This is a genomic window from Rhodococcus sp. P-2 (genome assembly GCF_016598535.1).
Taxonomy (GTDB): domain Bacteria; phylum Actinomycetota; class Actinomycetes; order Mycobacteriales; family Mycobacteriaceae; genus Rhodococcus_F; species Rhodococcus_F baikonurensis.
This window is the reverse complement of sequence record NZ_CP066779.1, coordinates 5,739,967-5,758,316: the sequence shown is the minus strand read 5'-3', so window position 1 is coordinate 5,758,316 and position 18,350 is coordinate 5,739,967. Positions and strand designations below refer to the sequence as shown.

Annotated in this window: 18 protein-coding genes; 2 read left to right on the top strand and 16 right to left on the bottom strand. The window is 63.7% G+C overall.

The window, feature by feature from the left end:
- Positions 1–54: 54 nt before the first annotated feature.
- From I7X09_RS26815 to I7X09_RS26780, 8 genes are all read right to left on the bottom strand, one after another.
- Positions 55–1,146 carry a DUF6779 domain-containing protein gene (locus tag I7X09_RS26815; protein ID WP_200314530.1) on the bottom strand — a complete coding sequence of 364 codons (1,092 nt, stop codon included), beginning with the start codon at positions 1,144–1,146 and terminating at the stop codon, positions 55–57.
- Between the two features lie 68 nt (positions 1,147–1,214).
- On the bottom strand, positions 1,215–1,682 hold the full coding sequence (locus I7X09_RS26810; RefSeq protein WP_193783879.1) for a DUF3180 domain-containing protein: 468 nt from the start codon (positions 1,680–1,682) through the stop codon (positions 1,215–1,217).
- A 17-nt stretch (positions 1,683–1,699) separates the two neighbouring features.
- Positions 1,700–2,203: a 2-amino-4-hydroxy-6-hydroxymethyldihydropteridine diphosphokinase gene (gene folK / locus I7X09_RS26805; RefSeq protein WP_003945848.1), complete on the bottom strand. Its 504-nt coding sequence runs from the start codon at positions 2,201–2,203 to the stop codon at positions 1,700–1,702.
- Entirely contained in the window at positions 2,200–2,565 is a 366-nt protein-coding gene (gene folB / locus I7X09_RS26800; RefSeq protein ID WP_003945780.1) for a dihydroneopterin aldolase, read from the bottom strand. Before folB ends, folK begins: the two co-directional genes overlap by 4 nt.
- Before the next feature lies 1 nt (position 2,566).
- Positions 2,567–3,427 carry a dihydropteroate synthase gene (folP, locus tag I7X09_RS26795; RefSeq protein WP_041815553.1) on the bottom strand — a complete coding sequence of 287 codons (861 nt, stop codon included), beginning with the start codon at positions 3,425–3,427 and terminating at the stop codon, positions 2,567–2,569.
- Positions 3,428–3,432: 5 nt separating this feature from the next.
- Entirely contained in the window at positions 3,433–4,050 is a 618-nt protein-coding gene (gene folE, locus I7X09_RS26790) for a GTP cyclohydrolase I FolE (RefSeq protein WP_019746783.1), read from the bottom strand.
- A 59-nt stretch (positions 4,051–4,109) separates the two neighbouring features.
- Entirely contained in the window at positions 4,110–6,656 is a 2,547-nt protein-coding gene (ftsH, locus tag I7X09_RS26785; RefSeq protein ID WP_200314529.1) for an ATP-dependent zinc metalloprotease FtsH, read from the bottom strand.
- A 267-nt stretch (positions 6,657–6,923) separates the two neighbouring features.
- The gene (locus I7X09_RS26780) at positions 6,924–7,571 is read right to left on the bottom strand and encodes a FadR/GntR family transcriptional regulator (protein ID WP_200314522.1); all 648 of its coding nucleotides are present in this window, start codon (positions 7,569–7,571) and stop codon (positions 6,924–6,926) included.
- 99 nt (positions 7,572–7,670) lie between these two features.
- On the opposite strand from I7X09_RS26780, the gene I7X09_RS26775 reads away from it, so the two are divergent.
- Together I7X09_RS26775 and I7X09_RS26770 are read left to right on the top strand one after the other, a co-directional pair.
- Positions 7,671–9,011 carry an SLC13 family permease gene (locus I7X09_RS26775; RefSeq protein WP_095970826.1) on the top strand — a complete coding sequence of 447 codons (1,341 nt, stop codon included), beginning with the start codon at positions 7,671–7,673 and terminating at the stop codon, positions 9,009–9,011.
- A 28-nt stretch (positions 9,012–9,039) separates the two neighbouring features.
- On the top strand, positions 9,040–10,449 hold the full coding sequence (locus I7X09_RS26770; protein ID WP_200314520.1) for an acyl-CoA synthetase: 1,410 nt from the start codon (positions 9,040–9,042) through the stop codon (positions 10,447–10,449).
- A 72-nt stretch (positions 10,450–10,521) separates the two neighbouring features.
- Here the strand turns inward: I7X09_RS26770 and I7X09_RS26765 are convergent, their stop codons facing one another.
- The 8 genes from I7X09_RS26765 to dacB all read right to left on the bottom strand — a co-directional run bounded on the left by I7X09_RS26765 (position 10,522) and on the right by dacB (position 18,344).
- A complete protein-coding gene (locus I7X09_RS26765) occupies positions 10,522–10,683 on the bottom strand; it encodes a hypothetical protein (protein ID WP_200314518.1) in 162 nt (53 codons plus the stop codon).
- Between the two features lie 272 nt (positions 10,684–10,955).
- On the bottom strand, positions 10,956–11,312 hold the full coding sequence (locus tag I7X09_RS26760; RefSeq protein WP_234036725.1) for a hypothetical protein: 357 nt from the start codon (positions 11,310–11,312) through the stop codon (positions 10,956–10,958).
- A complete protein-coding gene (locus I7X09_RS26755; RefSeq protein WP_200314516.1) occupies positions 11,309–13,759 on the bottom strand; it encodes an AAA family ATPase in 2,451 nt (816 codons plus the stop codon). Before I7X09_RS26755 ends, I7X09_RS26760 begins: the two co-directional genes overlap by 4 nt.
- A gap of 89 nt (positions 13,760–13,848) precedes the next feature.
- Positions 13,849–14,226 (bottom strand): PH domain-containing protein, encoded by a 378-nt coding sequence (locus I7X09_RS26750; RefSeq protein WP_030534814.1) that lies wholly within the window; start codon positions 14,224–14,226, stop codon positions 13,849–13,851.
- A gap of 99 nt (positions 14,227–14,325) precedes the next feature.
- Positions 14,326–14,880, bottom strand: a complete 555-nt coding sequence (gene hpt / locus I7X09_RS26745) for a hypoxanthine phosphoribosyltransferase (protein ID WP_020906068.1) — start codon at positions 14,878–14,880, stop codon at positions 14,326–14,328.
- Positions 14,881–14,883: 3 nt separating this feature from the next.
- Positions 14,884–15,861: a tRNA lysidine(34) synthetase TilS gene (tilS, locus tag I7X09_RS26740; protein ID WP_200314514.1), complete on the bottom strand. Its 978-nt coding sequence runs from the start codon at positions 15,859–15,861 to the stop codon at positions 14,884–14,886.
- Positions 15,862–16,935 (bottom strand): zinc-dependent metalloprotease, encoded by a 1,074-nt coding sequence (locus I7X09_RS26735; protein ID WP_095970821.1) that lies wholly within the window; start codon positions 16,933–16,935, stop codon positions 15,862–15,864.
- A complete protein-coding gene (dacB, locus tag I7X09_RS26730) occupies positions 16,935–18,344 on the bottom strand; it encodes a D-alanyl-D-alanine carboxypeptidase/D-alanyl-D-alanine endopeptidase (RefSeq protein WP_200314506.1) in 1,410 nt (469 codons plus the stop codon). The genes I7X09_RS26735 and dacB overlap by 1 nt, the downstream gene beginning before the upstream one ends.
- Positions 18,345–18,350 lie beyond the last annotated feature (6 nt).

The window sequence follows — 18,350 nt, the reverse complement described above, 5'->3', positions numbered from 1 at the left end:
GAGGATATCCTTCGCCCGAACCGTCATGCCATGGCCGGGCGAGTGATCTGCGACTCAGTCCTCTCGGCGACGACGTCGACCGGAGCCTTCGGACGGATTGTTCGAACTCAGGTTTGCCATGATTTCGGCGACGGTCAATCCGTTGGAATGAGCACCGCTGGCGGCATCCTCCGGGGCAGCACGGCGACGACGGCGCGGCTCGGCATCAGGCTCCGCAGCGGGGTCGGGTTCAGCTTCCGCGACAACTTCGGGGACAACCTCGGGCACCTCTTCGACGACAGCGTCTTCGATGACGGCGACTTCGATCTTCGGGGCCTGGGTGGGAGCCTTGACTTCAGGCTCGACCGGCGCGACCGGCTCCGGATCCTTCTTCACCGGAACGTCTTTCACCGTTCGTGTCGGCGAGGAACTCACCGGAGAACTCGGTGCTTGGTTCCCGCTCTGGGGCTTCTGCGTTTCTTGCGACTTCTGCGTCGGAATGACGCGAGGCGCCACGAAGCTGCTGTCACGCCACGACGTCTCCGCGAACACGACGGTTGTCTCAGCGGTCACCGGATCGTCGTTGGGCGATGCCAAGCCGCCGACGTTCGGTGTCGGTTGGCTGGGTCCGCTCTGGCCGGCACCGGGAACGTACAACCCCGACGGTGCCGGCTGGTACGCGCCGTACGAACTACCTCCGAGTTCCGGCACTCGCGTCGAATCGGTCTTGAGCGCGGTCTGTTCGGGCAGCAGTCCACCTTCGAACAGTGCTTCGAGGTTTCGGCGCAGCGCCACCAGTTCGGCGCGCAGCCCGGCCAGTTCCTCCGCGTCCGCGGTCACCTCACGTCGCACGCGACCTTCGACGCTCAGCTCGTACTCGCGTCGAGCAGAAATTTCACGTTCGAGCTGCAGTTCGTAGACGGTCTGGAGATCGGCAACCTTGGCTTTGTCCAGTGCCGACTCACGCCGATACTTGGTCATGGCGATAGCGCCGAGGGTGGCTGCCCACAGAGCGACGACCAGACCCACCCGAAGAAGCTGAACGCTGTTGCTGAAGATCAGAAACAGCGAGGCAATGACAGCAAGTGCCAGAAGAGCAGCAATGATCATCTGGCTCGCGCTGCGCTTGCTTCGGCGCGCAGACTTCGATCGACCAGAATTTGTCATGGTTGCCAGGGTACTTGCCGAGACCGGGGTCGCCACGTACCTCGGTGGGTGATTTGCCGACCAGGCTGTCAGTGCGCGGGCTCGTCAGGTGTATCTTCCGGCGTCTTGCAACAATGTTCGAGCCACAGAGCTGCCGCTACCAGCGCAATTGCGGCGCCCAACCCCACCCACGCGCCCGGCGTGTCGGAGGCCGCGGCCTGCAGAACCGAGCGCTGTGGGATGAGATACACCAACACTCCGACCCAGACACCGACGGTAGCTGAACCGACCAAAGCGGATGCTTTTGCCAATGCCAGTGCGCGGGCGGCGGTGATCGGATGAAGCTGTCTGAGCCCGTCACCGACCTGACGATTCTTGACGCGCGAACGAATGACAAAAGCGAAGACGGCCTCGGCAACAGCCACGAAGTACAGCGACGCTCCTGCATAAACAGGGATGGGCGGCATCGAACCGTAGAACACGCGAATCAGAATCCAGGTGGCCACGGCCGCCACTGCAGCGAGTACCACGAGTTCACTGATCCGGGTCGGCTTCAAACCCTTGTCGTTTTCGGTCACCGCGCAAGCACCACATCGGTAGTGCGGACACCTTCGCGCTCAGTGCGATCGAGGCCGTCGAGAATTTGTGCCACCGGCAACTTCTGGCCGTCGACGATCAGCGTCGCGTCAGGCTCGACGTCCAGCCAGGGAACGAGAACGAATGCCCGAAGATGCGCGCGCGGATGCGGAAGTGTGAGCACGGGATCGGAACTGACGACGCCTTCGCAGTCGACTACGTCCACGTCCAGGCTCCGTGGCCCCCACCGCTGTTCGCGCACCCGGTCTGCGGCTTCCTCGAGAGCTTGCGAGCGGCGAAGCCATTCAGCGGCATCGGCTTCGGGATCGTCGACCACCACCACCGCGTTGTAGAAATCCTGCTGCTCGACGCCACCCCACGGCGCGGTCGAGTAGACCGGTGAGACAGCAACGACGGCGCTGCCCAACCCGTCGACAACGGACTGCAGGTGAGCCACGCTGTCGCCGATGTTGGAACCGATCGACAGAACAGCGCGCGTCATGCCGATCGGGTCCGATGTGCGACGACGGCAACGTCCGCAAAAACCAGCGGAATCGGTGCCGAAGGTTTGTGGACCACGACCTCGACGCTCTCGACCCGCGAATCCTTCATGACGTCGTCCGCGATCTCCGCAGCGACGGTCTCGATGAGATCGCGCGACGGGCCGGCGACGATGGCTGCGGCGGCCTCCGCCAACTCGCCGTAGTGCAGAGTCTGAGTCAGGTCGTCCGACGCTGCGGCTGGAGCCAGGTCCATCCACACGGTGATGTCGATGAAGAAGTCCTGACCGTCACGCTTCTCGTGGTCGAACACTCCGTGGTTGCCGCGAACCTTCAGTCCGCGCAATTCGATTCGGTCCCCCATGTCAGGCCCTTTCTCGTCCACGGTTCCAGGCGTCGACCACGGCAATGGCGTCGAGCGAGGCTTGTGCGTCGTGCACCCGAACTCCCCAGGCACCCTCACGCGCCGCAAGCGCGGAGACCACGGCCGTCGCAGTCTCGCGCCCACCGGGCGGACGGGGATTGCCGTCGGGATCGCTGAGCAGAGACCCGAGGAAACGCTTGCGGGAGGCTCCGACGAGCACCGGGAATCCGGTCGCGTTGAACTCGGGTAGTGCTCGCAACAGTGCCCAGTTGTGGTCGGCGTTCTTCGCGAACCCGAGGCCGGGGTCGAGGATGATCGACGACGAATCGACACCGGCCTTCAACGCCAGATCGACCTGCGACAGCAGTTCGTCACGGACGTCACGGACCACGTGGTCGTACTGATCGGCGCTGCCACGATGGACGTAGTCACCGGCCGAGCGCCAATGCATGAGAATCCAGGGCACTCCGGCGTCGGCCACAACGGATGCCATGTCGGGGTCTGCGCGACCACCCGATACGTCGTTGACGATCCCTGCACCCGCTTCGATCGCGGCGGCGGCGACGGAAGCGCGCATCGTGTCGACACTGACGCGGATTCCTGCTGCCACGAGTTCTTCGATCACCGGGGCAATACGATCAGCCTCGAGTTTCGGATCGACGCGGGTGGCTCCCGGGCGCGTCGACTCGCCGCCGACGTCGACGATGTCGACGCCTATGCGTTGCAGTTCGAGCCCGCGAGCGATCGCCGCGTCACGATCGAGAAATTGACCACCGTCGGAAAACGAATCGGCGGTGACGTTCAGAATCCCCATCACGACCATCCGGGCCGGATCGCTGCCTGCAACGGGAGCCGCGGACATCTCGCTCACTTACGCAGGATGAGGTCCAGCGCTTCGGACCGTGAGGCCGCGCTGGATTGCAGGAGCCCACGAACCGCAGACGTGGTCGTGCTGGCTCCGGGCTTGCGGATACCGCGCATCGCCATGCAGAGATGCTCGGCTTCGATGACGACGATGGCTCCACGGGGGTCGAGCTTGCGCATCAAAGCATCCGCGATCTGACTGGTCAGGCGTTCTTGAACCTGCGGACGCTTGGCGTACAGATCGACGACACGCGCGAGCTTCGACAAACCGGTGACCTTGCCCGACTTTCCGGGGATGTAGCCAACGTGGGCGACGCCGTGGAAGGACACCAGGTGGTGCTCGCACGTCGAGAACATCGGAATGTCTCGCACGAGCACCAATTCCTGGTGGCCCTCGTCGAAAGTTGTGTTCAACGCGTCGTCGGGCTCGGAGTACAGACCCGCGAAGATCTCCTTGTACGAGCGCGCAACCCGGGCCGGCGTATCGAGCAGGCCTGGACGCTCCGGATCTTCACCGACCGCGATCAACAATTCCCGTACGGCAGCCTCTGCCCGCGCCTGATCGAACGGGCGGCCCGTTCCGAGCGACACCAGTTCACTGGCCACATCATTCACCGACAACCGAACTCTCCTCGAGAATTGTTCACAGGTCCCCCGCCGCAGAGCCTAGTGGCGCAGGGTCAGCGAGATCCGTCCGGTCCGTCCCAGCGAGCGGTGCTCGGGCCGTCGTCCTCAGCCGAATGATGCGGCGGCGGAGTCTGCGGTTGTTCCGGCGTGGGGCTCTGCCACTGGTTTTCGCCGGACGGGTTTCCCCGATTCGGATCGGCGAAGGGTCCACCGTCCGGGTACTGCACCGGGTAATCGGGCTGCGCGGGGTAACGGCGGCCGGGATGCGGCTGCTCCGGGTACGCCTGCTGGCCCGGATGCGGCTGACCGTACTGCCCCTGATCGGGCTGGGGCTGACCGTGTTGGGGCTGTCCGCACTGGCCCTGCGACTGGTTCGGCGGGGTCGGATTCTGTCCACCGGTGTATCCACCCGACTGCTGTCCGGGGTACGTCGGAGACGGATTCTCACGCGGAGGCCAACCCGGTGCCGACCATCCGGCGGGCGCTCCGTAGTCCGGTGTTCCCGGTTGCGGCGTCTGCTGCGGAGCACTCGGCTGTGGGTACGAAGGCTGTGCGTAGCCGTTGGAAGGTCCCTGGTTGCCGTTGTTGGGGACACCACCGTTGGGGGCACCGCTGTTGGGTGCGCCTGCCTTGACGAGAACAGGTGCGGCAGCGGGCTCCGGCCACGTCTCGCCGCGCTCGATTGCGAGTTCGCGCGGAGTCTTCACCGGCGGACGATCCGAAGGCGTACGCCCACCGAAATCGTTGAAAGCCGTGATGCGCGGACGCTTTTCGACGCCGGCAAGGATCTTCTCGAGGTCCTTGCGAGTCAACGTCTCACGCTCGAGCAGTTCGGTCGCGATGAGGTCGAGCGCATCGCGGTACTCGTTGAGGATGGCCCACGCTTCGGTGTGCGCTGCCTCAATGAGGTTGCGCACCTCCTCGTCGATTTCGCGGGCGATCTCGTGGGAGTAGTCGGACTGAACGCCCATCGAACGGCCGAGGAACGGATCCCCGCCCTCCTGTCCGTAGCGAACTGCGCCGAGCTTGGCGCTCATGCCGTATTCGGTGACCATTGCGCGGGCGATCTTGGTCGCCATGTCGATATCGGACGACGCTCCGGTGGTGGGCTCGTGGAACACGAGCTCCTCGGCGGCGCGTCCACCCATTGCCATGACGAGACGAGCGATCATCTCCGAACGCGTCATCAAACCCTTGTCGTCCTCGGGCACCGTCATCGCGTGACCGCCGGTGCGACCGCGAGCGAGGATCGTGACCTTGTAGACCGGCTCGATGTCAGGCATCGCCCAAGCAGCCAGCGTGTGACCGCCCTCGTGGTACGCCGTGATCTTCTTCTCGTGCTCGCTGATGATGCGACTCTTACGCCGCGGTCCACCGACAACACGGTCCACCGATTCCTCGAGCGAAGCTTCGGTGATGACGGTCCCGTTTTCGCGTGCGGTGAGCAGCGCAGCCTCGTTGATGACGTTCGCAAGGTCGGCACCCGACATGCCGACGGTCCGCTTGGCGAGACCTTCGAGGTCGGCGTTGGGATCGATCGGCTTGCCCTGCGAGTGCACGCGCAAGATCGCGCGGCGACCGGCGAGGTCGGGGGCCCCGACCGGAATCTGGCGATCGAAGCGGCCCGGACGCAGCAGTGCGGGATCCAGGATGTCGGGGCGGTTGGTTGCGGCGATCAAGATGATGCCGGTGCGATCACCGAAGCCGTCCATCTCGACGAGCAACTGGTTGAGTGTCTGCTCACGCTCGTCGTGTCCGCCGCCCAGGCCTGCTCCGCGCTGACGACCGACGGCGTCGATCTCGTCGACGAAGATGATGCAGGGGCTGTTCTGCTTGGCCTGCTCGAACATGTCGCGAACGCGCGAAGCACCGACACCGACGAACATCTCGACGAAGTCAGAACCGGAGATGGTGAAGAACGGGACGCCGGCTTCGCCTGCGACAGCGCGAGCGAGCAGCGTCTTACCGGTTCCGGGAGGGCCGTACAGCAGCACACCGCGCGGAATCTTGGCGCCGAGCGCCTGGTAGCGAGCCGGGTTCTGCAGGAAGTCCTTGATCTCGTACAGCTCTTCGACAGCCTCGTCCGCACCGGCGACGTCGGCGAACGTGGTTTTCGGCATGTCCTTGGTGAGCTGCTTGGCCTTCGACTTACCGAATCCCATGACTCCGCCGCGACCACCGCCGCCCTGCATCCGGTTCATGACGAAGAAGAAGATGCCGAACAGAATGATCATCGGCAGCACGAACAGAAGGATCGACGTCAGCCAACTCTCCTGAGTGACCGTCGTGTTGAACTTGTCCGCTCCGGCGCCTTCGACCTTGTCGAAGATCTGCTCCGACGCACTCGCGGGGTACTTCGCCAGGATCTGCGTCTTACCGTCGGTGGCGTCGTTGCCGTTCTTGAGCCACAGACGAACCTGCTGCTCACGGTCGTCGATCTGCGCCGACGCAACGTTCTTGGCGTCGAGTTGGGAGATCGCGACCGAGGTGTCGACGGTCTTGAAGTCGCGGGTGTCGTTGCTGAAGTAGCTGAAGGCATAGATCACCAACAGCACGACGGCTACGAGTAGCACGTTACGGAACACAGTCTTACGGTTCATACAGGTCGGCCGATGTGGCCGGTCCTTTCGAGAGTGCGGGTCTGCCAGGTCGCCTTCCGGCTGCCAACCGGACACCTGCAGGTTACCGCGATCGGCCCCATCGATGCCCGCCAGCAGCCGTGCCGCTTGGTCGGAACGGTCGTCACTGTGTTCAACGTGCGTATTGCCGATCAGGTTCCCGGGCTACGTCGCAGCACAGTTTCCCGTGAGCGAACACGCTCACAGTGGTTATCGTGCGCTTTTCCGACGCTTGTCCGTCGTTATTCGTCAGGCCGTGTCGGAGAGGATTCCCGCAACAGCATCAGCGGCACCCGACGGGTCACCGTCGATGATGCGGTGAGCGAGCTGATCGAGCCGCGCAGACAGCCGAGCCGAGGACTCGGGCACGTCCGCCTGCTGGGCGATGGTGTCGTCGAGGTCAGCCAGTAAGCCACCTCCGGCCAGGTGGCGGATGCAGCGCCACGTCTCGGCGAAGTTTCTCGCGGTCCCGTCGTCGGTCAGCATCGCGACCCGCAGCGCAGCGTTGGGATTCGACGCCGCCGCCCGAGCCAGGCCGGCCATGATCGCCTCCCTGGCGGCAGTCAGTTCGTCGACGGTTCGGTCCTGTAGCCGCACTCCCGAGTCCGCAGAGCGGCCCGCGTCGGGCGTCGGAGCTTCACGAATCACTGCACCGTTGCCGTGCTGGATCTCGACTCTTCCCCGAATCTCGAGGGCAACGAGCGCTTGAGCCAGCGACGCGCGACTCACGCCGAGTTCGGCGGCCAGGCTGCGTTCGGGAGGAAGCCGATCGCCGGGCGAAAGACCTTGAGCCTCGATGAAATTCGAGATGTGCTCGGCCAACTGCTCGTACAGACGCGGACGCTTCAATCGTCCGGGCAGGCCCGAGCGCGAGCCGGGCGATGACGTCGAATTCATGCCTCGGAGTGTACTTGACAAATGGCGCAGTGGCAGAGAGGCTAGGCCAATTCCAAGTGATGCAGACCACAAGCTGGTCGCGAACGGATTGAGAGTTCGATGGCAAATGTCATAGCCCTGTCAGTACTTGTCCTGGTGTTCGTCATATCCACCGTGAGGTCGGTGAACATGGGTGCGCTTGCCCTGGTGGCTGCCTTCGTCGTCGGAACACTGGTCTTCACCGTCGATACCAGCGAGATCCTCGACGGTTTCCCGGCCAGCCTCTTCGTCATCCTGGTCGGTGTCACTTACCTGTTCGCGCTGGCCAGAAACAACGGCACGGTCGACTGGATCATTCACGCGGCAGTGCGGGCGGTCAGAGGACGAGTGGCCCTCGTGCCGTGGGCGATGTTCGCTGTTTGCGCGGCCGTGACCGCCATGGGTGCGGTCAGTCCCGCTGCCGTCGCCATCATCGCGCCCGTGGCGATGGGCTTCGCCACCCGCTACCGGATCCACCCCATGCTGATGGGCTTCATGGTCGTCCAGGGCGCAACGGCGGGCAGCTTCTCCCCCATCGGAATCTTCGGCGTGATCACCAACGACGTCATGCGCCAGAACGGTCTCCCGTCGAGCCCGGCCTTACTGTTCGTCTCGACCTTCGCGGCCGCGGCCGTTGTCGCTGCCATCGCGTACGTCTCGTTCGGCGGTCGCGCACTGATCGCGCGCGGCGCCTCGGAACGCGTGCTCGTCAGCGCAGTCGGAAACGCGTCGGGCGGTGGCGACACCATCACCGGTTCGGGTTCCGGCGACAGCTCGAAGGGTGGCGGCAGGTCCTCGGGTGGGACCGCTCCGCACGAGGGAGCACTCAATCTCGAGCGACGACTCACCCTGCTCGGACTGGCGTCACTTGCCCTCGGCGCCTTGGTCTTCGACCTCGACGTCGGATTCACCGCACTGACCGTCGCGGTACTTCTCACCCTGATCTTCCCGGCCTCCGCCCGCGGAGCCGTCGACAAGATCAGCTGGGGCACCGTGCTCCTCATCGGCGGAATCGTCACGTACGTGGCCCTACTGCAGAACCAGAACACCGTCCAGTGGCTCGGGGATTCGGTAGCGCACGTAGGCATTCCGCTCCTCGCGGCCTTCTTGATCTGTCTGATCGGCGCGATCGTCTCGGCGTTTGCGTCCACAACGGGAATCCTCGGAGCACTCATCCCCTTGGCAATTCCCTTCCTCATGACCGGTCAGGTCAATGCAACCGGTCTGGTCATCGCGCTGGCGATCTCCTCGTCTCTGGTCGATTGCAGTCCGTTCTCGACCAACGGCGCACTGGTGGTGGCGAACGCCGCTCCGGAAGAACGCGACGTGGTGTTCGGGCTGACGATGCGGTGGGGCATGACGATCATGGTCGTGACGCCGATCCTCGCCTGGCTGCTGTTCGTTGTTCCCTGGTCCGTCTGAAACTTCTTTCAAAGAAAGGAAACTCACAATGAACAGCGAATCCACACTTTTGCGCTCCCTCGACCCCCACATCTTCGACGATCACGGAGCGGCGGCCAGTTTCGGCGAAGGCGCAACCCTCTCTCGCGCCGACCTGTTGGCCGCCGCCACCGCGGTCGCCGATCGAATCCACGGCGCACAGCGAGTGGCAGTACAGGCCACCGCCGGCCTCGAGACGGTCGTTGCTGTGACCGGCGCGCTGATCGCCGGTGTTGCCGTGGTCCCGATCCCGCCGGACTCCGGCCCGCTCGAACGTCAGCACATCATCGCCGATTCCAAGGCCGAACTGATACTCGGAGAAGGGCCGACGGATTCGAGTATCCCGTTGATTCCCATCGATATTCACACGCGATCCGCGACGTCCTATCCCGAACGGAGCGCGGCAGCTACTGCACTGATCATGTACACCTCGGGAACCACCGGAGCGCCAAAAGGCGTCGTCCTCTCGCGAGCAGCGATCGCAGCGGATCTCGACGCACTTGCCCACGTGTGGAATTGGACTCCGGAGGACACACTCGTCCACGGACTGCCCCTCTTCCACGTCCACGGGTTGATTCTCGGCGTGTTGGGTGCCTTACGCGTCGGTTCACCGCTGATTCACACTGTCAGACCGACCCCGGAGTCGTACGCCGCAGCGGGTGGCTCGCTGTATTTCGGTGTTCCGACCGTCTGGTCACGAGTGTGCGGAGATCCCTCGGCGGCAGCAGCATTGCGATCCGCGCGTCTGCTCGTGTCCGGCAGCGCGCCACTTCCGGTTCCGTTGTTCGAGCGGATGAAATCGCTGACCGGGTTGGCACCCGTCGAGCGCTACGGAATGAGTGAAACTCTCATCACCGTCAGCACGACGCACGACGGCGAACGTCGCCCAGGCTGGGTCGGCCACGCTGTTCCCGGAGTCAGAACGAGGTTGCGCGGCGAGAACGGTGAACTGTCGGCGCACGACGGTGAGCAGCTTGGGCAACTGGAAGTTTCGGGAGCCGTGCTCTTCGACGAGTACCTCGGGAACCCCTCGAAGACAGCGGAATCCATGACCGAGGACGGCTGGTTCCGCACCGGGGACATCGCAGTGATCGACGACAGCGGATTCCACCGCATCGTCGGACGCGAGTCTGTCGACATGATCAAGTCCGGTGGATACCGCATCGGTGCAGGCGAGGTGGAACAGGCGCTTCTGGCGTACCCGGGGGTTCGCGAAGCCGCCGTCGTCGGTGTGCCGGACGACGACCTCGGACAGCGCATAGTCGCCTTCATCGTCGGGGAAGTAGCCGACTGCGCAGTGGTTTCGGACTTCGTCGCCGAATCGCTGTCGATCCACAAGCGTCCTCGCCAGGTTTGTCTGGTCGACAGCTTGCCGCGCAACGCCATGGGCAAGGTGCAGAAGAAACTGCTGACGCTCTGAAGTTGGACCTGTAACAGCCACCGACGAACCCAGCGGCTGTTACAGGCTCATTTGCAGTACGGGTCGGTCGGACTAGGCGGCGAGAGCGGGAAATACGACAACCGATCCATCACGCCGTCTTACGATCTCGATCGCCACGTCGGATTCGTTGTCCGACATGGCGACCCCATCTCCCAACTCCCGCAACAGGTATGCGGTCCGCAGCATCTTGTCGACCTCACTCGACTTGAACACGAAATCACGAACACCGTGTGATCGGTCAAGCCTCAACTCGGACAGTCCCATGAGCAGTGACGCGATCCCCGACTCCAACTTCGAGACTCGCTACTGATCGCTCTTCAACGCGCGAGTAAAGCTCTCGAATGGGTTGGCCTCGTCCATCTGAGCGTGCTCCACGGCTTGAAGGACGATCACACGTTTCTTGAGCGCGATAGCGAGTGCGGCAAGCTAGAGGTGGGCGCGGAACTCGCCACCCTCCTCGTCGATTTCAGTGAACTAGCTTGGAGTCAGCCACTCTCCAACAGGACGGCAACAACTCCACACAAATGCCGCACCTCGGCGACGGTCGGCGCAAGTTCGTAGGCATGGTGGTGACAGACGTTGCTCAATCTGTTCCATGCCATTGCTGCGGCGTCGGCACGTGCCGGTGTGTCGAGGGAACGCAGTATCACCAATCGCGAGCGCATGCTTGCTTGCGGCGCTTCGGCATTCAGCGCGATGCACCGTTCGGCTACCAGTTCCTCCAATGCCTGCCTGGCCAGAAATGCAGCCAACCGTGCCGAACTTCCAGCAGCACCGACACTTCCATCGAGCAGTAGCTCCGCATTTCGCAGCACGACAGCCGGCGGCATCTGTGTTGTCATTCCGCGAGGATCCCGTCGACCGTCTTCCTGAGGTCATTCACTTCGCTCCTCGTGATCGACATGTCGGCCCCGACATGCGAGCCGGCGTTAGCAATGTTGAGCGTCGCTTTGCGCCCTTCTCGCAGAATTTGCCACTGTGACAAAGGCTTCTCGGCATCGCCGTACACCGCGAGCGCGATCTTGGCTCGCGTCTTTTTCACCGACGTCCACCGGTTCTCGGTGTCGACCCGACTCTCGCCCGCCTTGTGCTGCTTCGCGTAATACACTTGTTGCGCCGCGGATTCCAATGCCAACCGGAACAAACCTGGTGCCACTCGGCGCTTGACCTCGTCGGGAACGTTCTCGTCGAGCACCAGCGCGCGGACGTCGTCCACATAGCGAGTCGCCTGGTTCAGTGTCTCTGCGACACAGACCTGCGATCCGGTCTCACGTGCAACCTCGACCAGTCGCGCATTCACCGCAAGTTGCCGTATCGCGGTGGCCAATCGGTCGTCGTGGGAGAACACGATGACCTGCCGTGTCTCCGACAACTTCGACAGCACTCGGATGAACCCGTCGATCTTGGCCGGGTCCATCGCCTGAATCGGATCATCGAGAACGATGAAGCGGAACGGACTGTTCGGTGTGGTCGCACGCGGAATGAACAGTGCAAGCGCCAAAGCGTGCAACTCCCCCTGACTCATCACCGCCAATGCTTCGGTCGGCACTCCGTCCACCGACCCTTTCAGCACCGCCCTGCGTCGAGTATTGCTGCCTTCCAGGCTGATCGACCCGATGTCGACGTTGCTTTCCTGCCTGAGCTCCGACCAAATCTCGCGCGCCTGCTCCGCGATCGGCTCGAGTCTCTGATTCCGCAGTTCTGCCGCGTGGGCGGCTACCCACTTCTTCGCCGCATCCAGGACTTTGACGGTGTCATCACTCAAACGTGCGTCACGCTCTAGGTTGACCCACGTCATCAAACGACCCGCGATCGGAGCCCATGTGTCTTCCTGCTCAGCGATTGCGAGCGACGCCTCTTCGCGCACGGCGTTCGCAGCGTCGATCACCGCAGGCAAGGTCTTCTCGATGTGCTCGGCGAGTTCGGTTACTCCGGTCGGCACACCTTGGGCAGCGACCACTGAATCTCGGTACCGGGTCAACGACTCCAATTCCTGGCCGTCGACCGATTCCAGCCGTACCAGCTCGTTCAGCAATTCCTTTGCCGCCCGACATGCGTTGTCAAGATCGCGCCGAGACTGCCGATACTTACCCAGCTTGCTGTTCTGTTCCGCGAGGCGCGTTCGGGATTGGGCAGCCCAGGCGTCATCCAGCACCCCCTCCGCGCATACCGGGCATTCGATTATGCCTGTGCCACTGTGCAATTGAATAGCTCTGTCGAGGATATCGCTGCGCTGTTCCACTACGGACAAAGCATCGCCGGCGTGCTCGACGGTGTCGGCGACCGCAACCCGGAGATCGGCGACAACCACCTCGATCGCCGACTTCTGCGGGCCCGCCAGAGTCGCGCACCTGCGCAGACCAGACAAGGTGGGAGCAACAGCCGAGCCGGAGCCTGTCGCGAGCGCAAGCACTTCGTCGAGATCGTGAGTCCGCTTCTTCAACTGAGTGACGGCGGATTGTGCACGCTCGTCTGCTGATTCAGCGACGATTTCCTTGAGTTGACGCAGATCTTCATTCGCGCGCTGACGCGGAATCTTGGCAGCCTTCAGCGCGGCGATGAGCCGCTTCTCAGCGTCGGCGATCTCGTCCAGTCCCAACAGCTTTGCAAGTGCGTCGTACAGCGTCGACGGGCTGTCCTCCACCAGCCCTCCGATCTCGTCGTAAGACAAGATCGGCCGATGCAGCTCGACGGCGGACTTCCATCCGAGTTCGTCGGTGCCGACAGTGCGCTTCTGCTTGCCCGTCTGGGTCCACGCTTCGTTGTCGTGCAACGTGGCACCGATCGGCCAGTCGACGCCGACGACGGTCGGTTGGGAACCCTCGACGGTCAGCCCGACACGCACCTCGCATGGATCCGGGCTGTGTAAGTTTCGCCAGCTGTCAGCCCATAGTTTCGCCTTGTTTTTCCACCGGTAGCTCGAGCTGGTGACTGCAAATTCAAGAGCTTCGGCAAAACTCGACTTACCCGACCCGTTGCGCCCACTGACGATGGTGATGCCGGGCGCAGGATGCAGATCGAGAACGGCTTTCGGCCCGATGCCGCGGAAGCCGGCGACCGAAATGGATGTAAGGAATGCCCCAACTGGTTCTTCGTCTGGGCCGCCGGCGGTTTCGGGTCGGGTTCTCAGCTGTTCCGCACCGCCGATCTGCTTGCTGAGTGCATCATCACCCTCGAGTGCTGCAAGAACGAGATACTTCGCCGCATCAGGCAGATTCGTGTCTCCGTCGATCGCGTCCCAGACGACCTCGTCGAGCGATCTTTCCGCTTCTCTGTTGGCAGTTGTCACCAGAACTCCCTCGCCTCGTCGATCCCAACCGACCCAACGGTTTCATATGGGACCGACAGTACGTCGCGGCGAGGGCGCTCAGCTGTCCGTCAGGACACGACGAAATGCGACAGGATCGCCTGGACTTCGTAGATGTCGACCTGCTTGGTGAACTGTTTCTGGATCGGTGTCGCGTTCCCCGAGATCCAGATCTTCAGCTCGGCGTCGAGATCGAAGGTTCCGGCTGTCTCGACCGCGAAGTGGGTGATCGACCGGTACGGCACACTGTGGTACTCGATCTTGCGGCCCGTCAGCCCCTGCTTGTCGACCATCAAGAGTCGCCGATTCGTGAACAGAAATGCGTCGCGAACCAACTGATACGCCGCATGAACCTGCTCGCCGTGGCCGAGCAGACGTGCGTATTCGTGGTGCGCCGCAGCGGGATCGATTTTTCCAGCGTTACCGATCAACCCGTCCATGAGACCCATCAGGCCCGATACCTCCGTGCTCGTCCAAGTTGCCTCCACGGTCGAAGGCGACAGCGACGCTATCGGTGCACGAGTCAGTGGTGTTACCGGCGAGCAGGCTCAGCCGCCGTAGACCTCGGGGTCCAGGGTGCCGATGTACGGCAGATCGCGGTACCGCTCGGCGTAGTCGAGGCCGTAACCGACGACGAACTCGTTGGGGATGTCGAAGCCCACGTCCCGGACGTCGACGTCGATCTTGACCGCGTCAGGCTTGCGGAGCAAGGTGACGACCTCGAGCGAAGCGGGGTTACGAGTCTTGAGGTTGCGCATCAACCACGACAGCGTCAGACCGGAGTCGATGATGTCCTCGACGATCAGCACGTGGCGACCGGCGATGTCCTTGTCGAGGTCCTTGAGGATGCGGACGACGCCCGAAGACGAGGTCGAGGATCCGTAAGAGCTGACGGCCATGAATTCCATCTGCGACGGGATCGGCAGGGCGCGGGCGAAGTCGGTCATGAAGAAGACCGCACCTTTGAGGACGCCGATCAGCAGGAGATCCCCTTCGGGGGCGCCTGTCGGGTAACGCTTGGCGATGTCCTCAGCCAGTTCCGCCGTTCGAGCACGGATCTGTTCTTCGGAGATCAGTACCGATGCGATGTCGCCCTCGTACACGCGTCAAACCCTTCGTCGGTCTTCGAATCCGAGGATCAGCCTGCCACGTCGCCGGGCCGCCACCAACCTCGCCTCCGGTGTTCCGCCCCCGATCGCGACGCCGCCTTGCCCCCGCCAGTCGATCACCAGAGCGTCGACCGCGCGTAATTGTTTGTCGGTCAATGCTTTTGCGCCGCCTTGCAGTAACCAGGCCCGTAGAGCGCGTCGACGGATTGCGGTGGGGGCTTCGGCAAGTGTGTCCACTTCCACTTCTCCGTCGACGACAACCCGTAGGAGTAGGGCCTCGGCGTACTCGTCGAGCGCCTCGCCGTCCTCACGTAACTGCGTCGCGGTTCGGGCCAACGCCTCGGGAACTCCCCCACCGAGAATTTCTTCGAGTAGCGGCAACGCCTCGTGCCGCAGACGGACACGAGTGAACTCGGGATTGTCGTTGTGCGGGTCCTCCCACGGCGTGATTCCCAGGTCGACGCAGGCCGCCCTGGTCACCGATCGACGGATGCCGAGCAGCGGCCGTCCCCAGGGGGCGTCGAATGCCGCCATACCCTGAATCGATCGCCCACCGGACCCGCGGGATAGTCCGAGAAGGACGGTCTCTGCTTGATCGTCGAGCGTGTGTCCGAGTAGAACCGGGAGGTCAGTCCTGGCGTCGCGCAGGGCGTTGTACCGAGCCTCACGCGCTGCGGCCTCGAGACTCCCACCATCGGCTACGTCGACGGTCAGCACCGTCGCGGTCCGGCAACCCAGCGCCAGCGCCTGATCCGCGGCCGAGCGTGCGACGGCATCGGAGCCGTCTTGTAGTCGATGGTCCACGATCAACGCGTCGACAGAATCGGTTTCCGCCACGGCTGCTGCGGTCAGCGCCAACGAATCGGCTCCCCCGGACAGGGCGACGACCACACGGCGTCGTGGCTCGTATGCGACCGTCCACGCCCGCACAGCCTGTCGCAACGCGAGTAGGGCAGGCGTCTCAGGCAGCAGCATCTAGCCGAGAACGCGCTTTACCCACGCGTCGGGATTGTCGATCTCGTCGAGCAACGGCAAGGTCTCGGGCCCGGCCCAGATGGTGTTGAACTGCTCCATGCCGACCTTGAGGACCACCGCGTCGACGAAGGCCTTGCCGCGTACGTACTGCGCCATCTTGGCGTCCATGCCGAGCAGCATCTTGATGATCCGCTGCACGGGGTTGGACTTGCGCTGCCGACGCTTGTCGAAGGCTGCGCGGATAGTGGCCACCGACGGCACCACGGCAGGGCCGACGGCGTCCATCACGTGGTCGGCATGCCCTTCGAGGAGGGTGCCGAGCACGAGCATCCGATCCAGCGCGTCACGCTGGGGTTCTGCCTGCGAGGCACGCAGCAGGCCGATGATCCCGCCCGCCGTCGCACCGTCACTGGAGTCGGGTTCCTTCCGCGAACGCAGCTCGGCGGCGAGGCGCCCGACGACGTCGGTCATCGACTCGTCCACCGTCGCTCCGAGCGTTTCGACGGATTCCTTCATGTACTCCGCGAGCCACGGCGAGGAAGAGAACTGGACCCGGTGAGTGACCTCGTGCAGGCAGACCCACAACCGAAAGTCACTCGGATTCAGCCGAAGGGACCGTTCGACGGAGACGATGTTCGGTGTGACCAGGAGCAGCGTGCCGTGCTCGCCGGTGAACGGGTCGTACTGCCCGAGGATCGCCGAAGACAGGTACGCCAGCATTGCTCCGGCCTGCAAGCCCGCCGGCTTTCCGACGATGAGATTGCCACTGCCGTCGGGGTCGGCGCCGGTGAGATGCGCCATCGACCGCGAGGCCGCCGTGATCCACCCGGCCCGGTCGAGCACGTCAGCGGCCGGGACCGGTAGGCCGTCGGCCAAACCGGTCACCTCACGAACCGGCAGTTCTGCACGCTTGGACGCTTCGGCGAGTTCTGCGGTTGCCGTTTCGGCCGTGTAGCGAGACATCGCGGGGCCGCCGCGCGCCAGTTTTATCCCGGCTTTGGCGGCAAGACTCCAGTCGACGGCACCACCGAGCGGAGCCGAGGATTCATCATCGTGTGGAGTCTTTTCGGCCACTATTGGCACCCGCAATTCCTCAATGCTCCGGCAATCGCGTCCAGGGCAGGACGGCTCACTTCTGGCGGCCGGTCATTGGACATCAGTGCGAAGGTGAGCACTCGCCCGTTCTGATCGACCACGAATCCTGACAACGCGCTGGCCGTCGAGAGAGTTCCCGTCTTGGCGCGTACCCAACCCGCACCGGTTCGGTTTCCGGACGCGTAGCGGTCGGACAAACTTCCCGTTCCGCCGGCCACCGGAAGGTAGTCCAGCAGCGGACGAAGCTTCGGATCACCGTCACCGGCCGCAGCCGTCATGACGCGATCGAGTACCTGAGCGGGAATGAGATCGTCGACGGACAGTCCGCTGGAATCGTGCAGCGAAACTCCGGTGTAGTCGAACCCGGCCGCCTGCAAGGTCTTACCGGTCGCGTCGACGGCTCCGGTGAACGAGGCTTCGATTCCGGAGGCAATCGCGACCTCACGCCCGATGGTCTCGGCGAGCACGTTGTCGGAATGTTCCATCATCTGCAGCAGCCGGTCGCTCAGCGGCGCCGACTGCACAGTGGCGATCGGCTTGGCACCGGCAGGCGCCGCGCCGAGACTCACGTTGGCGGGATCGACGCCGAGTGCCTGAGCGAGGACCTTGCCCGCGTCCAACGCGGGAGTCTCCGAACGGGGCGACTCGTCTTGAGTGCCGTCGTACCGACCGCCTTCGATCATCACCGATTCGATCGGAGTGATGTAGCCCGCGGCAATGTCAGCGGGGAACCAGCCGGTGGCCATGTTGTCCCCCTTGAACAAACTCGAGTCCACGACGACGCTGGTCACCGGCGTACCGGCAGCCTTGATCTGGTCGACGAGATCCGCGATGTGAGCGGCGTTGGCGTAGTACCCGCTCTGCCCCTTCGGCGTCGCCGTCAGCGTCGGGTCCCCGCCGCCGACCAGAACGATCTGGCCGGGGCTCGATCCGGGCACCACCGTCGTGGACAGCCTGTGGTCGAGCGGCAACTTCAGCAATGCCGCCGATGCGGTGAGCACCTTCGTCGTGGACGCAGGCGTCATCGGCGTCGACGGGTCTGCGCTCCACAGAACGTTGCCGGTCAATGCGTCAGCCACGACTCCGGTGAACTTCCCCAGATCCGGGTTGGCCACGGCCGGGCCGATCGCCGCAGCGATTCCCGACGCGCTGGGGATCGGTGCGTCCGTCGGGACGGGCACCACCTGAGGTGACGGCGTCACGAGCGCAGGCTGCGGCGACGTAGTCACGGTCGCACTGCCGGCAGTGTCGTTCGACGTACCGAGTTTCACGACGACAACTCCGGCGACGGCCAGTACAACAACTGCACCGACCGCCAGAAGGATGCGGAAGTTACGCCGTCGACTCTCTTCCAACGAGCCGATCTTCTTCTTTCCTTGGCCCGCCAACGCCCC

Coding starts and splice junctions, on each gene's coding strand:
- I7X09_RS26815 (WP_200314530.1), bottom strand. CDS start 1,146: ATGACAAATTCTGGTCGATCGAAGTCTGCGCGCCGAAGCAAGCGCAGC.
- folK (WP_003945848.1), bottom strand. CDS start 2,203: ATGACGCGCGCTGTTCTGTCGATCGGTTCCAACATCGGCGACAGCGTG.
- folB (WP_003945780.1), bottom strand. CDS start 2,565: ATGGGGGACCGAATCGAATTGCGCGGACTGAAGGTTCGCGGCAACCAC.
- folP (WP_041815553.1), bottom strand. CDS start 3,427: ATGTCCGCGGCTCCCGTTGCAGGCAGCGATCCGGCCCGGATGGTCGTG.
- ftsH (WP_200314529.1), bottom strand. CDS start 6,656: ATGAACCGTAAGACTGTGTTCCGTAACGTGCTACTCGTAGCCGTCGTG.
- I7X09_RS26780 (WP_200314522.1), bottom strand. CDS start 7,571: ATGAATTCGACGTCATCGCCCGGCTCGCGCTCGGGCCTGCCCGGACGA.
- I7X09_RS26775 (WP_095970826.1), top strand. CDS start 7,671: ATGGCAAATGTCATAGCCCTGTCAGTACTTGTCCTGGTGTTCGTCATA.
- I7X09_RS26770 (WP_200314520.1), top strand. CDS start 9,040: ATGAACAGCGAATCCACACTTTTGCGCTCCCTCGACCCCCACATCTTC.
- I7X09_RS26760 (WP_234036725.1), bottom strand. CDS start 11,312: ATGACAACACAGATGCCGCCGGCTGTCGTGCTGCGAAATGCGGAGCTA.
- I7X09_RS26750 (WP_030534814.1), bottom strand. CDS start 14,226: ATGGGTCTCATGGACGGGTTGATCGGTAACGCTGGAAAAATCGATCCC.
- tilS (WP_200314514.1), bottom strand. CDS start 15,861: ATGCTGCTGCCTGAGACGCCTGCCCTACTCGCGTTGCGACAGGCTGTG.